Below are 19676 nucleotides of genomic sequence, written 5' to 3'. Positions count from 1 at the left end.
GCGTCCGTCAGGCCGAAGCGCCGGTCGCGACCAGCTTCCAGTTCGGATCGCGGCTCTTCACGTCGCGCTCGAATGTCCAGACATCGTTGACCTCGCGGATCGTCACCGGATCGCCTTCGACGACGACGCCGTCGGCGTTCTTGGTGCAGGAGGTGAGCTGGCTGCGGAAGTTGACCGTCAGGCGGGCGCGCGAACCGTCAAGCGTCGCGGTTGAGAGTTTTGCCTTGTCGATGCCGATGAAACTCTGCTCGACATGCAGGCCGTTCTTTTCGCGCGCGGCGATGGCGGCCTCGAAACTTCCGAAAACCTCGGCGCTCAGGAGCGGCCGCAAGGCGTCGCGGTCGCCTTCGGCAAAGGCGGTGACGATCATTTCATAGGCCGCGCGGGCGCCGCCGAGAAACGCCTCGGCATCGAAGCTGCGGTCGAGGCGCGCGATCGCGCTCAGCGTATCGGCAAGCGGCGTGTTGTCCTCGGCGATACCGCGCCAGCGATTGCGGATTTCGAAGGGTTCGGCAAAGGGATCGCCCGCCGCATCGACAGTGCGGCCGCGGCCGGCACTTTCGGCGGCCGCGCGCGGACGCTTCGTCGGCAGTGTCACAACCTTGTCGTTGCCCGCGGGGTTCGTCCCGCCCGGATTGCCGGCATCGGAATAGGGATCGTAGGGCGGACGCTCATGGCCGGTGCGGCGACCGAGCACGCTTCTCAGCTTCAGAAAGACGCCGATCGCCACCGCGAGCAGGATGATGTTGAGAAGTGTCAAGCCGCCGTCCATTCGCTCGATGAGCCTTGCCTGTGAACCGGAACGGACCCGTTGGCCGGATCCTTGTTTTCGAAAGCGTCGAAGCGGCGTCGCGCCGCCGCAATGGTGACGGGCAGGCCGCTATTCGCTACTGTGCATATAACCTAGGGCAATCGGAGCGCTTTTGCTACCGGCGCGGTCGCGACGGATTGCCCCCGATCAGCCCCGCAGCGCGATTTGCGGGCCAACCATCCTGGAAGCACCTTGCCGCTCCTTGTTTTCCTGATCCTTGCCGGTCTGCCGCTGGCGGAGATCGCCGTCTTCATCCAGGCCGGCGCGTTTCTCGGCGTCTGGCCGGTGATCGGGCTTGTGGTCCTCAGCGTCTTTGGCGGCGTCTGGCTGATGCGGGCGCAAGGTCCCGAGACGCTCCGGCGCGCGCAAGCAACGGTCGAGCGCGGCGAACCGCCGGTGGCCGAGATGCTCGATGGGGCAATCCTCTTCATTGCCGCCATTCTTATGGTTACTCCAGGTCTCCTGACTTCGTCCATCGGGCTGCTGCTGCTGGTCGCACCGCTGCGCCGCCTCGCGGCGCGCATCGTGGCGCGGCGGCTGGCGATGCGGGCCGAGGTTCACATCCGGACCGCGCATATGAGACGCGGACCCGGCGGCGGACCGATTATCGAGGCCGAGGAATGGGAGGTCGAGGAGGAGCCGTCCGCCGACGACAGCGGCCGGGGCGGAGATAAGCGGCTGCCGCCGCATTCCGGTCCGGATTGAGCGCAACCCGGAGGCCGGATTTCTTGTCGCAGGCGAGGTTCCGTGATAGCCAGCAGCCTCGCGATTTTGCAGAGATATTTTGACGAAGACCGGGAGCGGCGAGGATGTCGGACCAGAATACCAACGATGCGGGCAATGCCGGCCAGCCGGCCGTGGCGCAGCTTCGCGTGCTGACCCAGTATGTGAAGGACGTGTCGTTCGAAAATCCCAACGCGCCGCAGGCGCTCGGGCCGGTCGACGAGCAGCCCAGCATCTCCGTCAAGGTCGATGTCGGCGTCAACCGCATGAGCGAAACCGACTATGAAGTGGCGCTGAAGCTCAGCGCCGAGGCCAAGACCAAGGACAAGACGATGTTCCTGGTCGAAATCGATTATGCGGGGTTATTCCGGCTGACCAACGTTCCGGAGGAAAATCTCGAGGCGGTGCTGGTGATCGAATGCCCGCGCCAGATTTTCCCCTTTGCCCGCCGGATCGTCGCCGATCTGACGCGCGACGGCGGCTACCCGCCGCTGATGATCGACCCGATCGATTTCGTCGGCCTCTACCAGCAGCGCCGCCAGCAGATGGCGCAGGCGCCGGCGGGCGACGGACAACCGAACTGATTTTGGCCAACTGATTTCGGTGAACTAGCTCTTCGCGGCGTTCCACAACGCCTCGCCGCGCAGACCGGCGACGAAGGCTTCATGCGCCTCGCGCTCGGCATCGGTCAGGCGCGGCGGCAGCGGCGCGGGGCGGGCCTGCGCTTGCACTTTCGCGGTGTCGGCGCCGGGCGAACGCGCCGCCTCGATGTCGGCCTGCAACACCAGACCCGGCTGACGGCCGCCCATCAGCTCCAGATAGACTTCGGCCAGCAATTCCGAGTCGAGCAGCGCGCCGTGTTTTTCACGCGCCGAATTGTCGATATCGAAGCGGCGGCAGAGCGCGTCGAGATTGTTCTGCGCGCCGGGAAATTTACGCCGCGCGATGTCGAGCGTGTCGATGGCGCGCGCCATCGGCAGCGCGGCCCGGCCGATGCGTTTCAGCTCGGCATTGATGAAGCCCATGTCGAAGCTTGCATTGTGGATCACCAGCTGATCCTCGCCGATGAATTCCAGAAATTCGTCGGCCTTGTCGGCAAATTTCGGCTGACCGCGCAGAAAGTCGGTGGTCAGCCCGTGAATTTTCAGCGCTCCTTCCGGCATGTCCCGTTCGGGATCGAGATAGGCGTGAAAGAATTTGCCGGTGGCGACATGGTTGAAAAGTTCGAGGCAGCCGATTTCGACCAGCCGGTGGCCGTCCTGCGGCGAGAGGCCGGTGGTTTCGGTATCGAGAACGATTTCGCGCATCCGCTGCCTCTCTCAATTCTCGGGGAAACGGAACGAGCCATCAGCGCCGATGACGCCTTGCGGGTTCCACGCCACTTCCCAGACATGACCGTCGGGGTCGGAGAAATATCCGGTATAGCCGCCCCAGAAGGCGTCCGAGCCGCGTTTCAGGATCTTGCCGCCGGCCGCCTCGGCCTCGGCAAGCGTCGCATCGACCTCGTCCTTCTCGCGCACATTATGCGCCAGCGCGAAGCCCGAGAACCCTTCGCCATGCGGCGCGAGGCCGGCATCTTCCGCCAGCGCCAGACGGCCGAACAATGCGAAGACGATGCCGCCGCACTGGAAAAAGGCCACGCTCTCATTGCTTTGCGGCAGCGCGCGCCAGCCCAGCGTTTCGTAGAAGGCGCGGGCCCGGGCGACATCGGCGACGCCCAGCGTGATGAAGCTCACTCGCTGTTCCATGGTGCCATTCTAGCCCGTCATCTCAGTTCTTGCCGAGCCTTTCCTTCAGTACTTTTCCCTCGCGGCCCTTCAACGCCTCGACAATCGCCGCCACCTGCGCGCGTGCATGATCGAGGCCCTTGTCGCTGTCGACGATGAAATCAGCGCGGGCCCGTTTTTCGGCGTCGGGCACCTGTTTGGCGTGAATGGCGGCGAATTTCGCCTCGTCCATGTCGGGCCGCGCCAGCACGCGCGTCTTCTGCAGATCGTAGGGCGCGGAGACCACCACCACGACGTCGACGCGGCTCTCGCCGCCCGTCTCGTAGAGCAGCGGAATATCGAGCACGGCCATCGCATGACCGGCGGCGAGGCTTTCGCGCAGGAATTCGATCTGCGCCTCGCCGACCAGCGGATGGACGATCGCCTCGAGTTTTTTCATTTCGGCGGGCAGGCCCAGGACGCTGCGCGACAGCGCCTTGCGGTCGACCGCGTCGTCGACAATGGCGGACGGAAAAGCGGCGCGGATCGGCTCGACCGCCTTGCCGCCTTTTTCATAAAGCGCATGAACGGCGGCATCCGCATCATAGACAGGCACGCCCAGCGCGCGAAACATTTTCGCGGTTTCCGATTTTCCCATGCCGATGGAGCCGGTGAGGCCGACAAGCAGCATGTTTCCCTCCCTAATGCTTCGCGATGTCGGCAAGCACCAGCTTGCGCAATTTTTCCGTCACTTCGGGCCTGACGCCGAACCAGGCCTCGAAACCCGGCACCGCCTGATGCAGCAACATGCCGAGCCCGTCGACAATCTCGTGTCCCGCTTCGCGGGCGCGGCGCAAGAGGCCGGTTTCAAGCGGCGTATAGACAATGTCGGTGACAAGGGCGGATTTCGGCAGCGGCGCAAGATCGACGCTCGCATCGTTTTCGCCCTTCATGCCGAGCGTCGTCGTGTTGACCAGCAGGCTTGCGCCATCAAGGGCGGCGGCCGTGTCGGCCTCGGCAAAAATTCGGGCGGCTTTCAGGCCGAGATCGGCCACAAGCGCTTCGGCGCGGGCCGGTGTTCGGTTGACGATGCGGATTTCCGGCGCGCCTTCATCCTCAAGCGCGGCGGCGATGGCGCGCGCGGCGCCGCCCGCACCGAGAAGAACGGCGGGGCCCCGGTCCGCGCTCCAGCCGGCGGCGCGATCCTTCAGATTGGCGATGAAGCCATAGCCATCGGTGTTACGGCCTTCGAGGCCCTTTGCCGTGGTGACAATGGTGTTGACGGCCTTGAGGCGGCGCGCGACCGCGTCATGCCGGTCGAGAGCGGCGAAGGCGGTTTCCTTGTGGGGTACGGTCACATTGGCGCCGACGAAGCCGAGCTTCGGCAGGTCGCGGATCGTCGCGGCGGCGTCTTCCGGCTTCACCGCCATCGGCTCGTAGCACGCATCCGGAATCCTGTATTCGGCGATCCAGTGATTGTGGATCAGCGGCGAGCGCGAATGGGCGACGGGCCAGCCAATGACACATATTTTTCTTGTCATGGTTTGGACCTCGCGGCGGCACGAAGAGGCTCCTTGCTCGGTCCTGTCATTTCAGCACCGCTCCCCGCGCGCGCAACTCGTCCAGCAGCGGCAAGAGCGGCAGGCCAAGAATGGTGAAGTAGTCGCCCTCGATCCGCTCAAACAATTGCACGCCCGGTCCTTCAAGCTGGTAGCAGCCGACGCTTTTCAACACGCGTTCGCCGGCCTGCGCCAGGTAGTCGTCAAGAAAATCATCCGTGAAGTCGCGCATCGTCAGATGCGCCTGCGCCGCATGGCTCCAGATGACCGCGTCGTTTGCCACCAGCGCAACGCCGCTATGCAGAATATGCGGCCGTCCCCTGAAGGCAAGAAGGTTGGCGCGCGCTTCGGCCATCGACTTCGGCTTGTCGTATCTTTTGCCTTCACACGACAATATCTGGTCGGCGCCGATCACCAGCGCTTGCGGTTTGCCGCGCGACACGGCGGCGGCTTTTTCCACCGCCAGTTCGAGCGCCAGCGCGTCGGTATCGGCCGCATCGTCGCGGCCGGCGAATCCGCGCTTCACTTCTTCTTCGTCGAGCCGCGAATCCGCGACCTCGAAATCGAGGCCGGCGCCTTTCAGAAGGCTCGCGCGCACCGCGCTGGCGGAAGCAAGTATGAGAGGGGGTTTCGCCATCGCGCTCAGCCGGTCTTTTGCCGCTCATTATAGAGATTGAGCACGGCCGCCGCCGTTTCCTCGATCGAGCGCCGCGTCACGTCGATTACCGGCCAGCCATTGCGGGCAAAGAGTTTGCGCGCGAAGGCGACTTCCTCGGCCACGACTTCCGGTTCGACATAATCGGTGTCGGCCTTCTCGTGCAGCGAAAGCAGACGGTTCTTGCGGATTTGCACCAGGCGATCCGGGCTCGTCGTCAGGCCGACGATCAGCGGATGTTCGGCTGTTTCGAGATCGGCGGGCATCACCGCGCCCGGCACGATCGGAATGTTGGCGGCCTTGATGCCGCGGTTCGCCAGATAGATGCAGGTCGGCGTTTTCGAGGTGCGGCTGACGCCGAGCAGGATCACGTCCGCCTCGTTGAGGTCACCGGCCGACTGGCCGTCATCATGCGCCATCGTGAAATTGAGCGCCGTGATGCGGCCGAAATATTCGGCGTCCATGGTGTGCTGCGAGCCGGGCTTGTGCGAAATCTCCTTGCCCAGATATTGCCCGAGCGCCAGCATCGCCGGGTCGAGCACCGAAATGCAGGGCGATTGCAGCTCGGCGCAGCGCCGTTCCAACCGGGCCCGGAGCTCGTCATTGACCATCGTGAACATCACGATGCCGGGCGCCGCCTCGATCTCGCCGAGCACGCGCTCGAGCTGCTTGGGTCCGCGCACCAGCGCATAGACATGTTCGATCGGCCGCGCATCCTCATATTGGGCGCAAGCCGCGCGGGCCACCGTGTTCAGCGTTTCGCCGGTGGCGTCCGACACGAGATGGAGATGGAAGACGCGTTTGGCGTTCATCGAAACCCTGGTCGCGGATTTAAGGTCGTAGCGGCCGGAGCGGCCGCGCGGGCAAAGGTATCGGGGGCATGTGGCGCGCGCCAATTCTTTTTCCGCAAGTCGCATAACGGCAAAGCTCGATGTTGCGGACTTGCCTGTGGAACAGTGTGATTAACGGGGGTAAGCGGGGGTTTCGGCCCAAGCCCTACCCGGTCATACCCGTGTTTCGTTTTCGCTCCCCCGTTCCATAGGCCGGTGCGGAAAATCGGTGCGGGGCTTTGCAAAACGGGTATGACCGGCCGGTCGGCGCAGGCGCCAGGAGTTGTCCCCGCTGTTAACGTCTTGCAAAGGAAATGGCTCCACAGCCTATGTCGTTGCTTGCAATGGCGCGGCTGTTTGGCAGGCTGTAATTTGTCACAAGCTATGGCATGAAGGGCGCGGGCGACGATCCGCCGACAGGGCATGCGCGTATCTGTGGACAAGACGGCGCGGATATTTGATCCCCGGCATTCACAGCTATCCTTCACTATCCACTATTTTTAAGATTCTTGAATCGTAGGAGAAAAAGCGGGTGACAAGCGCGAACGCCGCGGAGAAACGGCTTCTGAAGGCGCTGAAGCGTCAACCCGTCGACCGTGTGCCGGTCTGGCTGATGCGGCAGGCCGGGCGCTATCTGCCCGAGTACCGGAAGGTGCGAGCGGAGGCCGGCGGTTTCCTCGATCTCTGCTACACGCCCGACTTCGCCGAGGAAGTGACCTTGCAGCCGATCCGCCGCTACGGCTTCGATGCGTCGATCCTCTTTTCCGACATTCTGGTCGTGCCGGATGCGCTCGGTCAGCCCGTTGCCTTCAAGGAAGGCGAGGGGCCGGTGCTGGAGCCGATCACGCATGCTGACGGGATCGCGGCGCTGAAGCCTGTCGCGGTGATCCGCGAGAAGCTGCAGCCGGTCTATGAGACGGTGCGGCGCTTGCGGATCAGTCTGCCGGCAGAGACGACGCTGATCGGCTTTGCCGGCGCGCCCTGGACGGTCGCGACCTACATGGTGGGCGGGCGCGGTTCGCCGGATCAGGCCGCCGCCAAGGCCTGGGCCTATCGCGCGCCGGATGAATTCCAGAAGCTGATCGATCTGCTTGTTGCGGCGACAATCGAGCATCTCTCGGCGCAGGTCGAGGCGGGCGTCGAGGTCGTGCAGCTTTTCGATACCTGGGCGGGTTCGCTGCCCGAGCTTTCCTTCGAGCGTTTCGCGCTGAAGCCGATGCTCGAAATCCGTGTCGCCTTGAAGGCGCGCTTTCCCGATCTGCCGGTGATCGGTTTCCCGCGCGGCGCCGGGCCGATGACCGCGCAATATTTCCGCGCGACGAAGCTCGATGCTTTAAGTCTCGACACCGCGATGTCGCCGGGCTGGGCGCGCGACAACCTTCAAAGCCTCGGTTGCCTTCAGGGCAATCTCGATCCGCTGCTGCTGGTCGCCGGCGGGCCGGAAATGAGGCGCCAAGCGCTTGCCATTCTCGATACGCTCGGCAAAGGCCCGTTCATTTTCAATCTCGGGCACGGCATCGTGCCGCAAACGCCGCCCGAACATGTGGCGGAGCTTGTCGAGATCGTGCGAGGCTGGCGGGTATGACGCGCAAGGTCGCCATTGTGCTTTTCAATCTCGGCGGTCCCGATGGCCCGCAAGCGGTCGAACCGTTCCTGTTCAACCTGTTCAGCGACCCAGCGATCATTCGCGTGCCGCAACCCTTTCGCTGGCTGATCGCGAAGCTTGTGTCGAAACGCCGGGCGCCGGTCGCGCGGGCGATCTATGCCGAGCTCGGCGGCGGTTCGCCGCTGGTGCCGCTGACGGAGGCGCAGGGCCGCGCGCTCGAAGCGGCGTTAGCCGATGGCGAGTCCGACTATCGTGCGTTTCTCGCGATGCGCTACTGGCATCCCTTTGCCGATGAAGCGGCCGCCGCGATCAAGGCCTGGGGCGCCGATGAAATCGTGCTGCTGCCGCTCTATCCGCAATACTCAACAACGACGACCGAGTCCTCGCTGAAGGATTGGGACCGCGCGGCGAAGGCGGCCGGACTTGCCATGCCGGCAAAAGCGGTTTGTTGCTATCCGGTCGAGCAGGGGTTTGTTGCCGCTCATGCGGCCTTGCTCGGCGAGGCGCTGGCGAAGGCGGGCACGAGCGAAAATCTCAGGGTGCTGTTCTCGGCGCATGGTCTGCCGAAAAAGATTGTCGACGGCGGCGATCCCTATCAGGCGCAGGTCGAGCAGAGTTGCGCGGCGATCGTTGCGCGTCTGAACATGCCCGGTCTCGACTGGATCACCTGCTACCAGAGCCGCGTCGGGCCGCTGGAATGGATCGGGCCCTCGACCGAGGCCGAAATCAAACGCGCCGGCGCCGAGGGCAAGCGGCTTGTCGTGGTGCCGGTCGCTTTCGTCTCCGAACATTCCGAAACGCTGGTCGAGCTCGACATCGAATATGCGAAACTCGCCGGGGAAAGCGGCGTGCCGGCCTATAGCCGCGTGCCGGCGCTCGGCGTCCATCCCGATTTCATCGCCGGGCTCGCCGGGCTTGTGCGGGCGGTGCGGACGGCGCCCGAAATTCTTTGCCCGGAGGAGGCGGCGGGCTATCCCTGCACGGCGAAACTCGCGCTTCAAACGGTGAGCTGATGGACTTCCTCGCGGGCTATTACGTCTGGATCAAGGCGCTGCACATCATCTCGGTGATCTTCTGGATGGCCGGCATGGCCTATCTGCCGCGGCTTTTCGTCTATCACGCCGAGAGCGCGCCGGGCTCCGAGAAGTCGGAGACCTTCAAGATCATGGAGCGGCGGCTGCTCCGGGGCATCGTCAACCCGGCGATGATCGCGACCTTCGTCTTCGGCATCGCGATGCTGGCCCTCAATCCGGGGCTCCTCTGGGACTTGTGGATGCAGGTGAAGCTGGTGCTGATCCTTATCATGTCGGGCCTGCACGGGGCCTTTTCGCGCTGGCGCAAGGACTTCGAGCGCGACGAAAACCGCCGCGACGCCCGCTTCTACCGGATCGTCAACGAGGCGCCGCCGCTTCTGGTGATTTTCATCGTGCTGCTGGCCGTCGCGAAGCCGTTTTGACGGTGGACACCAATTTCGTTTGAAATTTCCGCCGCCTGGCCTTATATCGGTCCCAAGCCGGATTTCTTCCGGCGGCCTTCTTTCAAGTCCTTTCCCGGCCGAGGCCCTTACCCGGCGACGGCCAGAAGACCGTGCACAAGGCTCAAAGCCCGCAAAGGCGGCCCTCCTTGTGCGATGGCGGAAAGAGCGAAGGCCCGCTTTCCCATTCCCTTGCAAGACCGTCATCCGAACGACATCCCACCCCTTCAAAGTTCCGCTTCCGTCCGGCCCGTCAGAGGCCCCATCGCGGCAACTCCCAACGAAAGACCACCCAAGCCTATGACGCAGATCAAGCTGCAGGACCTCAAGGCCAAGTCGCCCACCGACCTTCTGGCGCTGGCCGAGGAACTTGAAGTCGAGAACGCCTCGACGCTCCGGACGCAGGACATGATGTTCGCGATCCTGAAGCAGTATGCCGAGCAGAATATCGACATTATCGGCGAAGGCGTGGTCGAGGTGCTGCCCGACGGGTTCGGCTTCCTGCGCTCGCCGGAAGCCAACTACCTGCCGGGCCCGGACGACATCTACGTCTCGCCCTCGCAGATCCGGCGCTTCTCGCTCCGCACCGGCGACACGGTCGAGGGCGAAATCCGCAGTCCCAAGGATGGCGAGCGCTATTTTGCGCTGCTGAAAGTCAGCAGCGTCAATTTCGAGAGCCCCGACAAGGCCCGCCACAAGGTTCATTTCGACAATCTGACGCCGCTCTATCCGGACGAAAAGCTCAACATGGAGGTCGACGATCCGACGCTGAAGGACAAGTCGTCCCGCGTCATCGACATCGTGGCGCCGCTCGGCAAGGGCCAGCGCGGGCTGATCGTCGCGCCGCCGCGCACCGGCAAGACGGTGCTGTTGCAGAACATCGCGCATTCGATCACGACCAATCATCCCGACTGCTATCTGATCGTGCTCCTGATCGACGAGCGGCCCGAAGAAGTGACCGACATGCAGCGTTCGGTGAAGGGCGAGGTGATTTCATCGACCTTCGACGAACCGGCGACGCGCCACGTGCAGGTCGCCGAAATGGTCATCGAGAAGGCGAAGCGCCTCGTCGAACACGGCCGCGACGTCGTCATCCTCCTGGATTCGATCACCCGTCTCGGCCGCGCCTACAACACCGTCGTGCCCTCCTCGGGCAAGGTGCTGACCGGCGGTGTCGACGCCAACGCCCTGCAGCGCCCCAAGCGCTTCTTCGGCGCGGCGCGCAACATCGAGGAGGGCGGCTCGCTGACCATCATCGCCACGGCGCTGATCGACACCGGCTCGCGCATGGACGAAGTGATTTTCGAAGAGTTCAAAGGTACCGGCAACTCGGAAATCATTCTCGACCGCAAGGTCGCCGACAAGCGCGTCTTCCCGGCCATCGACATTCTGAAATCGGGCACACGCAAGGAAGAGCTGCTGGTCGAGAAGGGCCAGCTCTCGAAAATGTATGTGCTGCGGCGCATCCTCAATCCGATGGGCACGGTCGACGCCATCGAGTTCCTGCTCGACAAGCTCAAGCAGACCAAGAGCAACGACGAATTCTTCGACTCGATGAACACCTGATCCGGAAAACTGCTATTCTGCCCAGGCGCCCGGCATCGCGATGCGTGTGCCGGGTTGTATGCGGCGGGCAGAACGGACGGTTTGTTGTCGGCGGGGGTGCGCATGACGATTGGCGAGGGCGGGGACGGTCCGGCGGACAAGCGTCCGACCTGGGTGCAGCCGCTGATGCAGTGGTCCTCGATCGAGACGGTGAAGGCGCGCCTTGCCGGTCCGATCGATCATGTGCCGGTCGAGATCGGCGGATTGCCGCTCTCCAATATCGGCCGCCAGCTCTACGCCTGGTGGCTTGAGGCGCGCGGCGACAAGCCGATGCCGACCTCGAGCGAGGTCAGCCTCCGGGCGCTGGTCGAGCTTCTCCCCTATATCCGTTACCTGAGCTGGGAAGACGAGAAGTCGCTCGTCTTCCGCATCTATGGCAGCGCGCTTGTCGAGGCCAGCGGTCTCGATTTCACCGGCTACAACGTTTTCGGACCGGCCGAACATGCCGAAACGGAAATCGACCGGGCGCGGCTTCGCGTGCTGCACGAGCAGCCCTGCGGCATCGTGATGATCCGCGACGTCTATGCGCGGCCGGGCAAACCCTTTGCCTGCGAATTCATGACGCTGCCGATTGCCGCTGACAGCGAGAATGGCGATGGCCGCGAACGCATCATTGGCACGGTCGTACCTTGCGAGCAGATTGCCGAATGGAATGTCGATGTCGTGTTCGACCGCATCCAGACGCTCCACCGCGCAACCTTCATCGATACCGGCTTCGGCGTGCCGGCCGCCTCGCGCGGGCTCGGGAAGTAGCTAGGGCCGCAAATTTTCCCAGCCGGGAAACGGCCCGTCGAAATGCGGCGCGTCGTCATTGTCCGCCCATGAGGCTTTCGAACCGGCATGCTCATGCGCGACGATGCGCGCCGTGATGTCGCCGTCGAGCGCGTTGGCCGCGAGGATGATCGTCTCGTCGGGTTCGATCAGATTGGCGCCGGTCATCGCGGTGCCACAGCGCGAACAGAAGGCGCGCACGAGTTCCGGCGAACTTTTGTAGCTGGAAAGATGTTCCTCGCCCTGCCATGTCACCTCGTCGCGCAAGGCGACGAAGAAGGCGCCCGCCGCACCGCCCGCCGCCTTGCGGCACATCGAACAATGACAGCTGACGATGCCGCTCATCCGCATGGCCCGGAAGCGCACCGCGCCGCAGAGACAGCTTCCCTCGATCATGCGGTTGTCCTCACGGCACAAGCACGCTCGCGCCCGTCGTCTTGCGCGCCTCGAGATCCATATGCGCCTTCGCGGCCTCGCCCAGCGCGTAACGCTGATTGACTTCGATCTTCACCGCGCCTTTCGCGACGACGTCGAAAAGTTCGGCGGCCATTTCCTGAAAGGCGGTCGGCGTTTTTGCCATGTAATGAAACATGGTCGGGCGTGTCACGAAGAGCGATCCTTTCTGCGCCAGGATGCCGAGATCGACGCCCGTCACCGGCCCGGACGCATTGCCGAAGGAAACGAGCAGGCCGAGCGGCGCCAGGCTGTCGAGCGAGCCCATGAAGGTCGCCTTGCCGACGCCGTCATAGACGACAGGCACTTTCCTGCCGCCGGTGATTTCCTTGACGCGCGCCGCCACGTCTTCCGTCGTGTAGTCGATCACGTGGTCGCAACCATGGGCGCGGGCGAGGGCGGCCTTTTCCGCCGAGCTCGTCGTGCCGATCACGGTGGCGCCGAGATGTTTTGCCCATTGGCAGGCGATCAGGCCGACGCCGCCGGCCGCCGCATGCCAGAGGATCGTCTGGCCCTTCTCGACGCGGAAGGTCTGGCGCAACAGGAACTGCGCGGTCATGCCTTTCAGCATCATCGCGGCGGCGGCTTCGTCCGAAACGCCGGCCGGAATTTTTGCGACCGTGCCGGCATTGACGTTGTGCATTTCCGCGTAAGCGCCGATCGGCCCCGAGGCATAGGCAACGCGGTCGCCCGCTTTCAGATGTGTCACGCCGTCGCCGACCGCCTCGACGGTGCCCGCCGCTTCCATGCCGATGCCCGACGGCAGCGCCACCGGATAGAGGCCGGAGCGGTGATAGGTGTCGATGAAGTTGATGCCGATGGCTTTGGCGCGCACCTGCACCTCGCCGGGTTTGGGCCCCGCGAGTTCGACCTCGCGCAACGCCATCGTCTCCGGTCCGCCGGTCTTCTCGATACGGATCGCCTTGATCTTCTGCATGTGGATGCGCCTTTTCTCTTATCCGGTTGTCGAATTATTTGCGGGCGAGTGCGAGGCCGATGCCGGCGCCGACAAGCACGGAGCCCGTGATGCGGTTGCGGATCGTCTGTGCCCGCGCGCCCTTGAGGTAAGGCGCGAGCTTGCCGGCGGCCAGACCGAATGCGCCATCCGAAATCGTGCCGACGACGATGAAGGTCGTGGCCAGCAAGACGAGCTGCGGCGCGGCGGGCGCCGATGCGCTGACGAATTGCGGGAAGAATGCGGCATAGAAGGCGAGCGATTTCGGGTTCGTCACCGAAATCAGGAAACCGCGCCGGTAGAGCGTCGCGGCGCTTGTTGCCTGTCGTGTGGGGGGGGATGGCAGGTCGGGGTCTTCGTAAGGCGCGCGCCAGGCGGAAATGCCGATCCAGACGAGATAGCCCGCGCCAACGAGTTTCAGCGCCTCGCCCCAGGGCCCGATCGCGGCGAGCAGCGGCGCAAGTCCCGCCAGCACCAGCGCCATGTGAACGAGCAGCGCCGATGTCGTGCCGGCAAGCCCGGCCATCGCGGCGCGCGGTCCCTGGCGGATGCCGCAGGCAACGAGATAGGTCACCACCGGCCCCGGTATCACGCAGAGGATCAGCGTGGCGGCGATGAAGCCCAGATAAAGTTCAAGAGACATCGCGCGCGCGCCTCATGCGAACCGCATCACCCCAGATGACGCGCGAAGAATTTCAGCGTGCGGTCGTTGGCCTCGTCGGCCGTCTTCTTGTCGTAATGCGCGCCGCCCGGACGGGCGAAGGCATGGTCCATTTCCGGATAGCGGTGGATCGTCACATGGGGATTGTCGCGCAAGCCCGCGACGACCGCCTCCTGCGCTTCCGGCGGCACGAACTCGTCCTTGCCGGCGATATGCAGCATCAGCGGCGCCTTGATGCCCTTCGCGTCGGCAAGCCGGTTCTGGATGTTGACGCCGTAATAGCCGACGCTCGCATCGGCATCGGTGTGGCAGGCGGTGAGATAGGCAAGCTGGCCGCCGAGGCAGTAGCCGACGGCGCCAACCTTGCCCGTGGAAAGCGGCCGCAGCGTCGCGATCGTCGAGGCGATGTCCTTGACGCCCTTGTCGACATCGAACTTGCCGAAGAGGTCGAAGGCCTTTTTCCACTCGGCTTCGGTCTGGTCCGTAATGTCGATGCCGGGTTCGATGCGCCAGAAGAGGTCGGGGCAGAGCGCGACATAGCCTTCCCCGGCGAGCCAGTCGCAGAGGTCGCGCATCACCTTGTTGACGCCGAAAATTTCCTGGATGACGACGATGCCGGGGCCTTTGCCGGTCGAGGGCTTCGCCAGATAGCCCGTAAATGCGCCGTCCTTGCCCGGTATCGTGATCGTCTCGCCGCTCATGCCGGCCTCCTTCGTCTTCGACAGGGGGATGTCAGATGCGGAACTCTAACGGCCCTTCCCGGTCAAATCGAGCGGAGGCGGCACTTTTTCAGGCGGACTTCTTCAGGCGGCCTTGGGGGACGCGGCGCGGGGGCCGAAGGAGAAGAGCTTGCGGAAACCGCGGTCGTTCGCGGCTTCGTCGCTGTGCTTGCCGGCCGTCTGTTCGCTGCGCGCGGACAGGGCCAGGTCGCAGGCGGCGACATAGCTCGTGGCATAGGTGGCAAGGATGTTCATTTTATTCACCGTTTGGTCTAGTGTGTGACGGAGATATGAGGCTTTATACGGGCTTTCACAAACGATCTTTTTGCAACGCAGAAGTTAGAAAAACTAACATATGGCCAGCCGCCGCCTGCCTTCGCTGAAAGCCTTGCGCGCCTTCGAGGCGGCGGCGCGGCATGGCAGTTTTTCGCGCGCCGCCGACGAACTCGGCGTCACCCATGCGGCGGTCAGCCACCAGATTCGGGCGCTGGAGGAAGAGCTTGGCGCCGGACTTTTTCACCGCACCGGCCGGGCGGTCGAGCTGACCGAGCGCGGCGCGCGGCTGCTGCCGGTGCTGACTGCCGCCTTCGACCAGATCGGCGAGGGCTGGGCGCAGGCCGGCGCCCGCGACAGCGCCGCCTTGACCGTTTCGGTCGAGCCTTCCTTCGCGGCGCGCTGGCTGGTGCTTCGCCTCGGAAAGTTCTATCGCGCCCATCCCGACATCGAGCTACGGCTGCTGCCATCTTCCGAGGTCGTCGACTTCGAACGGTCGGATGTCGATATCGGCGTGCGCTACGGGCTTGGGCACTGGCCGGATGCGATCGCCGAAAAGCTTTTCGAGGCGACCAATTATCCGGTCTGCGCGCCGTCGCTGCTCGATCCGAAGAAACCGATCCGCAAACCGGAAGACCTCAAAAACTATCCGCTGCTGCATGAGGAAACCATGCAGCACTGGCAGAACTGGCTCGAAGCGGCGGGCGTCAAGAACCCGCGCTGGGCGGCGAAGGGTCCGCTCTTCATCGAGGCATCGCTGGCGCTGCAGGCAGCCGCCGGCGGCCAGGGCGTCGCGCTCGCCAACGACACGCTCGCCATGGCCGACCTCGCCGAAGGGCGCCTCATCCGCCTCTTCGACATCGAAACGCCGGACGAGGAGAGCTACTGGCTGGTCTATCCCGAGCGCAGCGCCGCCAAGCCCAAGGTACAGGCCTTCCGCAACTGGATCCGCGAGGAGGCCGGGCTGGCGGCGACGGCGATGGGCGGCGTTACGCCGCGCGGACGCGGACGAGTTCAGCGGTAAGCGCATCCGCCTCCGTCAGCGGCAGCGAGCAGGTTTCGCCGGCGCAGACGTAAGCGGTCGGCTTGCCGTCGATCTTTCCCTTGCCGCGCGCGGGATGCCCGTCGGGCAAGGCTTCACCATCCGCCACCCGCATCAACACCCGGTTCGGCAGCGAGACGCCGAAGGCGGTGCGGGCGAGGGGGGCGGTTTCCTCATGCGTTCCGACCAGCACGATCTGGACGGGCCTCAGCCGCGTCTCGAAACTCGCAATATAGGTGCCCAAGGGAAAGATGTTCTGCTGCAGCTCGCCGGCAAAGGCCCGAATAATTTCGTCGGCGCGCCCCATATAGCTTGCCTTGCCGGTTGTGAGCGAAAGCCTTGCCAGCACGGCGAGCATTGTGCCGTTGGCGGCCGGCGTCGCGTCGTCGGCAACCGTCCGCCTACGGACGATGAGGGCGGGGGCGTCGCCGGCGGTGAAGAAATAGCCGCCATTCGTTCCGTCCCGATAATGCGCGTCGAGTTCGGCAACGAGGCTTTCGGCGGCCTCGACGTAAGCCCCGTCGCCGGTCGCCTCGTTCAGTGCCAGCGCGGCACCTGCCATGTTGGCGAGGTCGTCGGCCATCGCGATATGCTGCAAGCGTCCTTCGCGCCAGGCGTGATGCAGCCGCCCGTCGACACGCATCGTTTCCATCACGAAGCGGAAGGCGGATGCCGCCATGCCGATCCACTCCGCCTCGCCGAAGGCGGCGCCGGCGCGGGCGAGTGCGGCAATCGCCATGCCGTTCCAGTCGCTGAGCACCTTGTCGTCGAAGCCCGGATGCACCCGCAAATCGCGTTCGACAAAGGCGCGCGCCTTCAACGGATCCAGCGCCGCTTCCTCTTCCGCCGTCAGCGGCAGGTCGGCGCGGGCGAGACGATTCAGAATGTTCGTCTCTTCCCAGTTGCCCTCGGCCGAGACGTTGTATGCGGCCTTGAAAAGTTCCGCCTCGGCCGGCGTGAAGAGATTGTCGATCTCGGCTTCCGACCAGACATAGAACTTTCCCTCGACGCCCTCGCTGTCGGCGTCCAATGAAGCGGCGATGCCGCCACCCTCGACAACCATCTCGCGCGCGATCCACTCGATCGTCTCGCGGATGCGGCGCTCGTAAAGCGGCTTTCGCGTTTCCTGCCAGACCGTGGTCAGGAGATCGATCAGAGCTGCATTGTCGTAGAGCATCTTTTCGAAATGCGGCGCCAGCCAGAATTCGTCGACCGAATAGCGCGCATAGCCGCCGCCCAGATGATCGTAGATGCCGCCTTCCGACATATGGTCGAGGGCGCGCGTCACGGCTTGCGAAAAATCGGCGCGGCCGGTTGCAAGATGCGCGCGCCACAACAGCGTCAGGATCGGCACTTGCGGAAATTTCGGCGCGCCTTTGATGCCGCCGTTTTCGCCGTCCATCATCGGCAGCAGTTTTTCGGCGACGATCAGCGGTACTTGCTCCGTCGGTTCGCCCGGCCGCGCGGTCGCCGATTGTTCGGCAAGTGCCGTCACAAGCGCGGTGCGGTTCTTGTCGATCTTGTCGGGCTCCTCGCGGAAGATGCGCGCCACTTCCTCCAGCACCTGGATGAAACCCGGCCGACCGTAATTCGGCTCCTTCGGAAAATAGGTGCCGCCCCAGAAGGGCTCGCCGTCCGGCGTCAGGAACATCGTCAAGGGCCAGCCGCCCTGCTGGCCGAGGAGGTGCAGCGCCGACATGTAGATCGCGTCGATGTCGGGGCGCTCCTCGCGGTCGACCTTGATGTTGACGAAATGCGCGTTCATCACCGCGGCGACGCCCGCATCCTCGAAGCTTTCATGCGCCATCACATGGCACCAGTGGCAGGCCGCATAGCCGACCGAGAGCAGGATCGGCTTGCCGGTTGCGCGCGCCGCCTCGAGCGCCGCCTCCCCCCAGGGCCGCCAATGCACCGGATTGTCCTTGTGCTGCAGCAGATAGGGACTTGTCTCTTCACTCAGGAAATTGCGTGACATCGGGCCTTCCGGGCGATTGACTCAAACTTGCGAACTGATTTGTTGCGGCAATGTGGGGCATATGATCCGCCCCGTCGAGAAAGAGATAGGACGATGAAAGTCACGATCGATGTCGATCTCACCCCGGTCGAAGCGCGGCGGCTGATGGGCCTGCCGGATCTGGAACCGATGCAGCAGCGGCTGATCGCCGAGCTCGAAAAGCGCATGGCCTCCAACCTGTCCTATATCGATCCCGAGCAGATCGTGAAGGCGATCATGCCGGTCGGCGCGCAAGGGCTCGAACAGTTTCAGGGCCTGCTCTGGGGCATGGCGCAGACGGCGATGGGCGGGGGCAAGAAGCCGACAAAAAAAGACGATGCCGGCAAAAGCGGAACGAAGAAAGAATCCTAGAGCCATCGGCAACGGATCGATTTGATTTGGAAACGATTTACGCCTTGTCGTCGGCGTCGGGCCGCGCCGGCGTTGCCGTGTTGCGCGTCTCGGGACCGCGCGCGGCGGCGGCGCTTGAGGCGCTGACGGGGCAGGGCGTGCCGCGCCCGCGAATGGCGGCGCTGCGCCGTTTCATCGATCCCGAAACGAAAGCCCCGCTCGATCGCGGGCTGGCGATCTTCTTTCCGGCGCCCGCGAGTTTCACCGGCGAGGATGTCGTCGAGCTGCATCTGCATGGCGGCCGCGCGGTCGTCGGGGCCGCGCTCGATGCGCTGGCGCGATTGCCCGGCCTGCGCGCCGCCGATCCCGGCGCGTTCACGCGCCGCGCCTTCGAGAACGGCAAGCTCGATCTCACCGAGGTCGAGGGCCTTGCCGATCTGATCGACGCCGAGACGCAAGCGCAGCGCGCCCAGGCGCTTCGCCAGATGGAAGGCGCGCTCGGCCAGCTCTATGAGGGCTGGCGGGCGCGGCTCGTCCGGCTGCTCGCCTATGCCGAAGCCGAAATCGATTTTCCGGACGAGGAAGTGCCCGGCGACCTGATCGCGAAGCTCGGCCCCGAAATCGGGCAGCTTCGATCCGAAATCGCCGCGCATCTTGACGATGGCCGTCGTGGCGAGATCTTGCGCGGCGGCGTGGAGGTCGCCATCGTCGGGCCGCCCAATGTCGGCAAGTCGAGCCTCCTCAACCGTCTGGCGGGCCGCGAGGCCGCCATCGTTTCCGACGAGGCCGGCACGACGCGCGACGTCCTTGAAGTCAGGCTCGATATCGGCGGCGTGCCGGTGACGCTGGCCGACACGGCGGGCCTGCGCGAGGCCGCCGGGGCCATCGAGCGGGAAGGGGTCAGGCGCGCGCTGGCGCGGGCCGAACGCGCCGATTTGCGGCTGGTCATTGCCGCGCCGGATGCGGGCGATTTCGCGCTGGCGCGGGACGGCGACATAAGGGTGCTCAACAAGATCGATCTCGGCGGCAACGTGCCGGCGGGCGCCATCGGCGTTTCGGCGATGACGGGGGCCGGGCTCGACGCGCTCGAAGCGGCGCTCACGGCGCGGGTCGGGTCGGCCTATGAGGCCAGCGAACATCCGGTCATCACCCGTGCCCGCCACCGCGAGGGCCTCGCCGAATGTGCCGCCGCGCTGGCGCGGGCAGGCGAGGGTGGCGACGCCGATCTCATCGCCGAAGACCTCCGCCTTGCGGCCCGGGCGCTCGGCCGCATCACCGGCCGGGTCGATGTCGAGGAACTGCTCGACGTGATCTTCCGGGATTTCTGCATCGGGAAGTGAGGGGGAGCGCGGCCCGCCTGTTTCACGTGAAACATGAGGAGTGCGAAGAATCCGATTCCGCGTCAAAGGCTTGCGCGCGAATCCTCATCCAGCCACCGGCGCGCCACCCGAAAAGTTTGACGCAGCGCGGCGCAGCGACTAAAGCTCTG

23 protein-coding genes are annotated in these 19676 nt (G+C 64.6%); 10 read left to right on the top strand and 13 right to left on the bottom strand.

The window, feature by feature from the left end:
• Positions 1-7: 7 nt before the first annotated feature.
• Entirely contained in the window at positions 8-760 is a 753-nt protein-coding gene (locus tag KF719_RS10110) for a Tim44/TimA family putative adaptor protein (RefSeq protein WP_293508594.1), read from the bottom strand.
• 243 nt (positions 761-1003) lie between these two features.
• Between KF719_RS10110 and KF719_RS10105 the strand changes: the two genes are divergently transcribed.
• Complete coding sequence (locus tag KF719_RS10105; protein WP_293508593.1) at positions 1004-1516, top strand: FxsA family protein; 513 nt, start codon at positions 1004-1006, stop codon at positions 1514-1516.
• 104 nt (positions 1517-1620) lie between these two features.
• Positions 1621-2118 (top strand): protein-export chaperone SecB, encoded by a 498-nt coding sequence (secB, locus tag KF719_RS10100; RefSeq protein ID WP_293508592.1) that lies wholly within the window; start codon positions 1621-1623, stop codon positions 2116-2118.
• 24 nt (positions 2119-2142) lie between these two features.
• Here the strand turns inward: secB and dnaQ are convergent, their stop codons facing one another.
• From dnaQ to KF719_RS10070, 6 genes are read right to left on the bottom strand one after another with little or no spacing between them, the layout of a single operon-like run.
• Entirely contained in the window at positions 2143-2841 is a 699-nt protein-coding gene (gene dnaQ, locus KF719_RS10095; protein WP_293508591.1) for a DNA polymerase III subunit epsilon, read from the bottom strand.
• Between the two features lie 12 nt (positions 2842-2853).
• Positions 2854-3282 carry a VOC family protein gene (locus KF719_RS10090; RefSeq protein ID WP_293508590.1) on the bottom strand — a complete coding sequence of 143 codons (429 nt, stop codon included), beginning with the start codon at positions 3280-3282 and terminating at the stop codon, positions 2854-2856.
• Between the two features lie 22 nt (positions 3283-3304).
• Positions 3305-3931, bottom strand: a complete 627-nt coding sequence (gene coaE, locus KF719_RS10085) for a dephospho-CoA kinase (protein ID WP_293508589.1) — start codon at positions 3929-3931, stop codon at positions 3305-3307.
• Positions 3932-3941: 10 nt separating this feature from the next.
• The gene (locus tag KF719_RS10080) at positions 3942-4781 is read right to left on the bottom strand and encodes a shikimate dehydrogenase (protein ID WP_293508588.1); all 840 of its coding nucleotides are present in this window, start codon (positions 4779-4781) and stop codon (positions 3942-3944) included.
• A 46-nt stretch (positions 4782-4827) separates the two neighbouring features.
• Positions 4828-5436 (bottom strand): Maf family nucleotide pyrophosphatase, encoded by a 609-nt coding sequence (locus KF719_RS10075; protein WP_293508587.1) that lies wholly within the window; start codon positions 5434-5436, stop codon positions 4828-4830.
• Positions 5437-5441: 5 nt separating this feature from the next.
• Complete coding sequence (locus tag KF719_RS10070; protein ID WP_293508586.1) at positions 5442-6266, bottom strand: pyruvate, water dikinase regulatory protein; 825 nt, start codon at positions 6264-6266, stop codon at positions 5442-5444.
• Positions 6267-6816: 550 nt separating this feature from the next.
• Here KF719_RS10070 and hemE point away from each other — a divergent pair.
• The 5 genes from hemE (at position 6817) to KF719_RS10045 (ending at position 11722) form a co-directional block, all read left to right on the top strand.
• Complete coding sequence (hemE, locus tag KF719_RS10065) at positions 6817-7869, top strand: uroporphyrinogen decarboxylase (RefSeq protein ID WP_293508585.1); 1053 nt, start codon at positions 6817-6819, stop codon at positions 7867-7869.
• Entirely contained in the window at positions 7866-8903 is a 1038-nt protein-coding gene (hemH, locus tag KF719_RS10060) for a ferrochelatase (protein ID WP_293508584.1), read from the top strand. Before hemE ends, hemH begins: the two co-directional genes overlap by 4 nt.
• A complete protein-coding gene (gene hemJ, locus KF719_RS10055) occupies positions 8903-9346 on the top strand; it encodes a protoporphyrinogen oxidase HemJ (protein ID WP_293508583.1) in 444 nt (147 codons plus the stop codon). The genes hemH and hemJ overlap by 1 nt, the downstream gene beginning before the upstream one ends.
• Before the next feature lie 318 nt (positions 9347-9664).
• On the top strand, positions 9665-10930 hold the full coding sequence (rho, locus tag KF719_RS10050; protein WP_293508582.1) for a transcription termination factor Rho: 1266 nt from the start codon (positions 9665-9667) through the stop codon (positions 10928-10930).
• 102 nt (positions 10931-11032) lie between these two features.
• Positions 11033-11722, top strand: a complete 690-nt coding sequence (locus tag KF719_RS10045; RefSeq protein WP_293508581.1) for a PAS domain-containing protein — start codon at positions 11033-11035, stop codon at positions 11720-11722.
• Here KF719_RS10045 and KF719_RS10040 read toward each other — a convergent pair whose 3' ends face one another.
• The 5 genes from KF719_RS10040 to KF719_RS10020 form a co-directional block, all read right to left on the bottom strand.
• Positions 11723-12136, bottom strand: coding sequence for a GFA family protein (locus KF719_RS10040; protein ID WP_293508580.1), 414 nt, complete (start codon positions 12134-12136; stop codon positions 11723-11725).
• 10 nt (positions 12137-12146) lie between these two features.
• Entirely contained in the window at positions 12147-13130 is a 984-nt protein-coding gene (locus KF719_RS10035) for a quinone oxidoreductase (RefSeq protein WP_293508579.1), read from the bottom strand.
• A gap of 34 nt (positions 13131-13164) precedes the next feature.
• A complete protein-coding gene (locus KF719_RS10030) occupies positions 13165-13791 on the bottom strand; it encodes a LysE family translocator (protein WP_293508578.1) in 627 nt (208 codons plus the stop codon).
• A gap of 26 nt (positions 13792-13817) precedes the next feature.
• On the bottom strand, positions 13818-14510 hold the full coding sequence (locus tag KF719_RS10025) for a dienelactone hydrolase family protein (RefSeq protein WP_293508577.1): 693 nt from the start codon (positions 14508-14510) through the stop codon (positions 13818-13820).
• A gap of 102 nt (positions 14511-14612) precedes the next feature.
• Complete coding sequence (locus KF719_RS10020; protein WP_293508576.1) at positions 14613-14783, bottom strand: hypothetical protein; 171 nt, start codon at positions 14781-14783, stop codon at positions 14613-14615.
• A 100-nt stretch (positions 14784-14883) separates the two neighbouring features.
• Between KF719_RS10020 and KF719_RS10015 the strand changes: the two genes are divergently transcribed.
• The gene (locus tag KF719_RS10015; RefSeq protein ID WP_293508575.1) at positions 14884-15825 is read left to right on the top strand and encodes a transcriptional regulator GcvA; all 942 of its coding nucleotides are present in this window, start codon (positions 14884-14886) and stop codon (positions 15823-15825) included.
• On the opposite strand, the gene KF719_RS10010 is transcribed toward KF719_RS10015, so the two are convergent.
• The gene (locus KF719_RS10010) at positions 15791-17818 is read right to left on the bottom strand and encodes a thioredoxin domain-containing protein (protein ID WP_293508574.1); all 2028 of its coding nucleotides are present in this window, start codon (positions 17816-17818) and stop codon (positions 15791-15793) included. The two genes, KF719_RS10015 and KF719_RS10010, sit on opposite strands and share 35 nt — an antisense overlap.
• Positions 17819-17911: 93 nt before the next feature.
• Here KF719_RS10010 and KF719_RS10005 point away from each other — a divergent pair, with 93 nt between their 5' ends.
• Positions 17912-18208 carry a DUF6489 family protein gene (locus KF719_RS10005; RefSeq protein WP_293508573.1) on the top strand — a complete coding sequence of 99 codons (297 nt, stop codon included), beginning with the start codon at positions 17912-17914 and terminating at the stop codon, positions 18206-18208.
• 26 nt (positions 18209-18234) lie between these two features.
• On the top strand, positions 18235-19527 hold the full coding sequence (mnmE, locus tag KF719_RS10000; RefSeq protein ID WP_293508572.1) for a tRNA uridine-5-carboxymethylaminomethyl(34) synthesis GTPase MnmE: 1293 nt from the start codon (positions 18235-18237) through the stop codon (positions 19525-19527).
• Positions 19528-19676: the final 149 nt, after the last annotated feature.

The organism is Parvibaculum sp., assembly GCF_019635935.1.
In the GTDB taxonomy this organism is placed as follows: domain Bacteria; phylum Pseudomonadota; class Alphaproteobacteria; order Parvibaculales; family Parvibaculaceae; genus Parvibaculum.
This window is presented reverse-complemented; position numbering and strand designations above follow the sequence as displayed.

What these genes read in the sequence shown, in the direction of transcription:
- secB (WP_293508592.1), top strand. Translation starts at nt 1,621, where the DNA reads ATGTCGGACCAGAATACCAACGATGCGGGCAATGCCGGCCAGCCGGCC.
- dnaQ (WP_293508591.1), bottom strand. Translation starts at nt 2,841, where the DNA reads ATGCGCGAAATCGTTCTCGATACCGAAACCACCGGCCTCTCGCCGCAG.
- KF719_RS10090 (WP_293508590.1), bottom strand. Translation starts at nt 3,282, where the DNA reads ATGGAACAGCGAGTGAGCTTCATCACGCTGGGCGTCGCCGATGTCGCC.
- coaE (WP_293508589.1), bottom strand. Translation starts at nt 3,931, where the DNA reads ATGCTGCTTGTCGGCCTCACCGGCTCCATCGGCATGGGAAAATCGGAA.
- KF719_RS10080 (WP_293508588.1), bottom strand. Translation starts at nt 4,781, where the DNA reads ATGACAAGAAAAATATGTGTCATTGGCTGGCCCGTCGCCCATTCGCGC.
- KF719_RS10075 (WP_293508587.1), bottom strand. Translation starts at nt 5,436, where the DNA reads ATGGCGAAACCCCCTCTCATACTTGCTTCCGCCAGCGCGGTGCGCGCG.
- KF719_RS10070 (WP_293508586.1), bottom strand. Translation starts at nt 6,266, where the DNA reads ATGAACGCCAAACGCGTCTTCCATCTCCATCTCGTGTCGGACGCCACC.
- hemH (WP_293508584.1), top strand. Translation starts at nt 7,866, where the DNA reads ATGACGCGCAAGGTCGCCATTGTGCTTTTCAATCTCGGCGGTCCCGAT.
- hemJ (WP_293508583.1), top strand. Translation starts at nt 8,903, where the DNA reads ATGGACTTCCTCGCGGGCTATTACGTCTGGATCAAGGCGCTGCACATC.
- rho (WP_293508582.1), top strand. Translation starts at nt 9,665, where the DNA reads ATGACGCAGATCAAGCTGCAGGACCTCAAGGCCAAGTCGCCCACCGAC.
- KF719_RS10045 (WP_293508581.1), top strand. Translation starts at nt 11,033, where the DNA reads ATGACGATTGGCGAGGGCGGGGACGGTCCGGCGGACAAGCGTCCGACC.
- KF719_RS10040 (WP_293508580.1), bottom strand. Translation starts at nt 12,136, where the DNA reads ATGATCGAGGGAAGCTGTCTCTGCGGCGCGGTGCGCTTCCGGGCCATG.
- KF719_RS10035 (WP_293508579.1), bottom strand. Translation starts at nt 13,130, where the DNA reads ATGCAGAAGATCAAGGCGATCCGTATCGAGAAGACCGGCGGACCGGAG.
- KF719_RS10030 (WP_293508578.1), bottom strand. Translation starts at nt 13,791, where the DNA reads ATGTCTCTTGAACTTTATCTGGGCTTCATCGCCGCCACGCTGATCCTC.
- KF719_RS10025 (WP_293508577.1), bottom strand. Translation starts at nt 14,510, where the DNA reads ATGAGCGGCGAGACGATCACGATACCGGGCAAGGACGGCGCATTTACG.
- KF719_RS10020 (WP_293508576.1), bottom strand. Translation starts at nt 14,783, where the DNA reads ATGAACATCCTTGCCACCTATGCCACGAGCTATGTCGCCGCCTGCGAC.
- KF719_RS10015 (WP_293508575.1), top strand. Translation starts at nt 14,884, where the DNA reads ATGGCCAGCCGCCGCCTGCCTTCGCTGAAAGCCTTGCGCGCCTTCGAG.
- KF719_RS10010 (WP_293508574.1), bottom strand. Translation starts at nt 17,818, where the DNA reads ATGTCACGCAATTTCCTGAGTGAAGAGACAAGTCCCTATCTGCTGCAG.
- KF719_RS10005 (WP_293508573.1), top strand. Translation starts at nt 17,912, where the DNA reads ATGAAAGTCACGATCGATGTCGATCTCACCCCGGTCGAAGCGCGGCGG.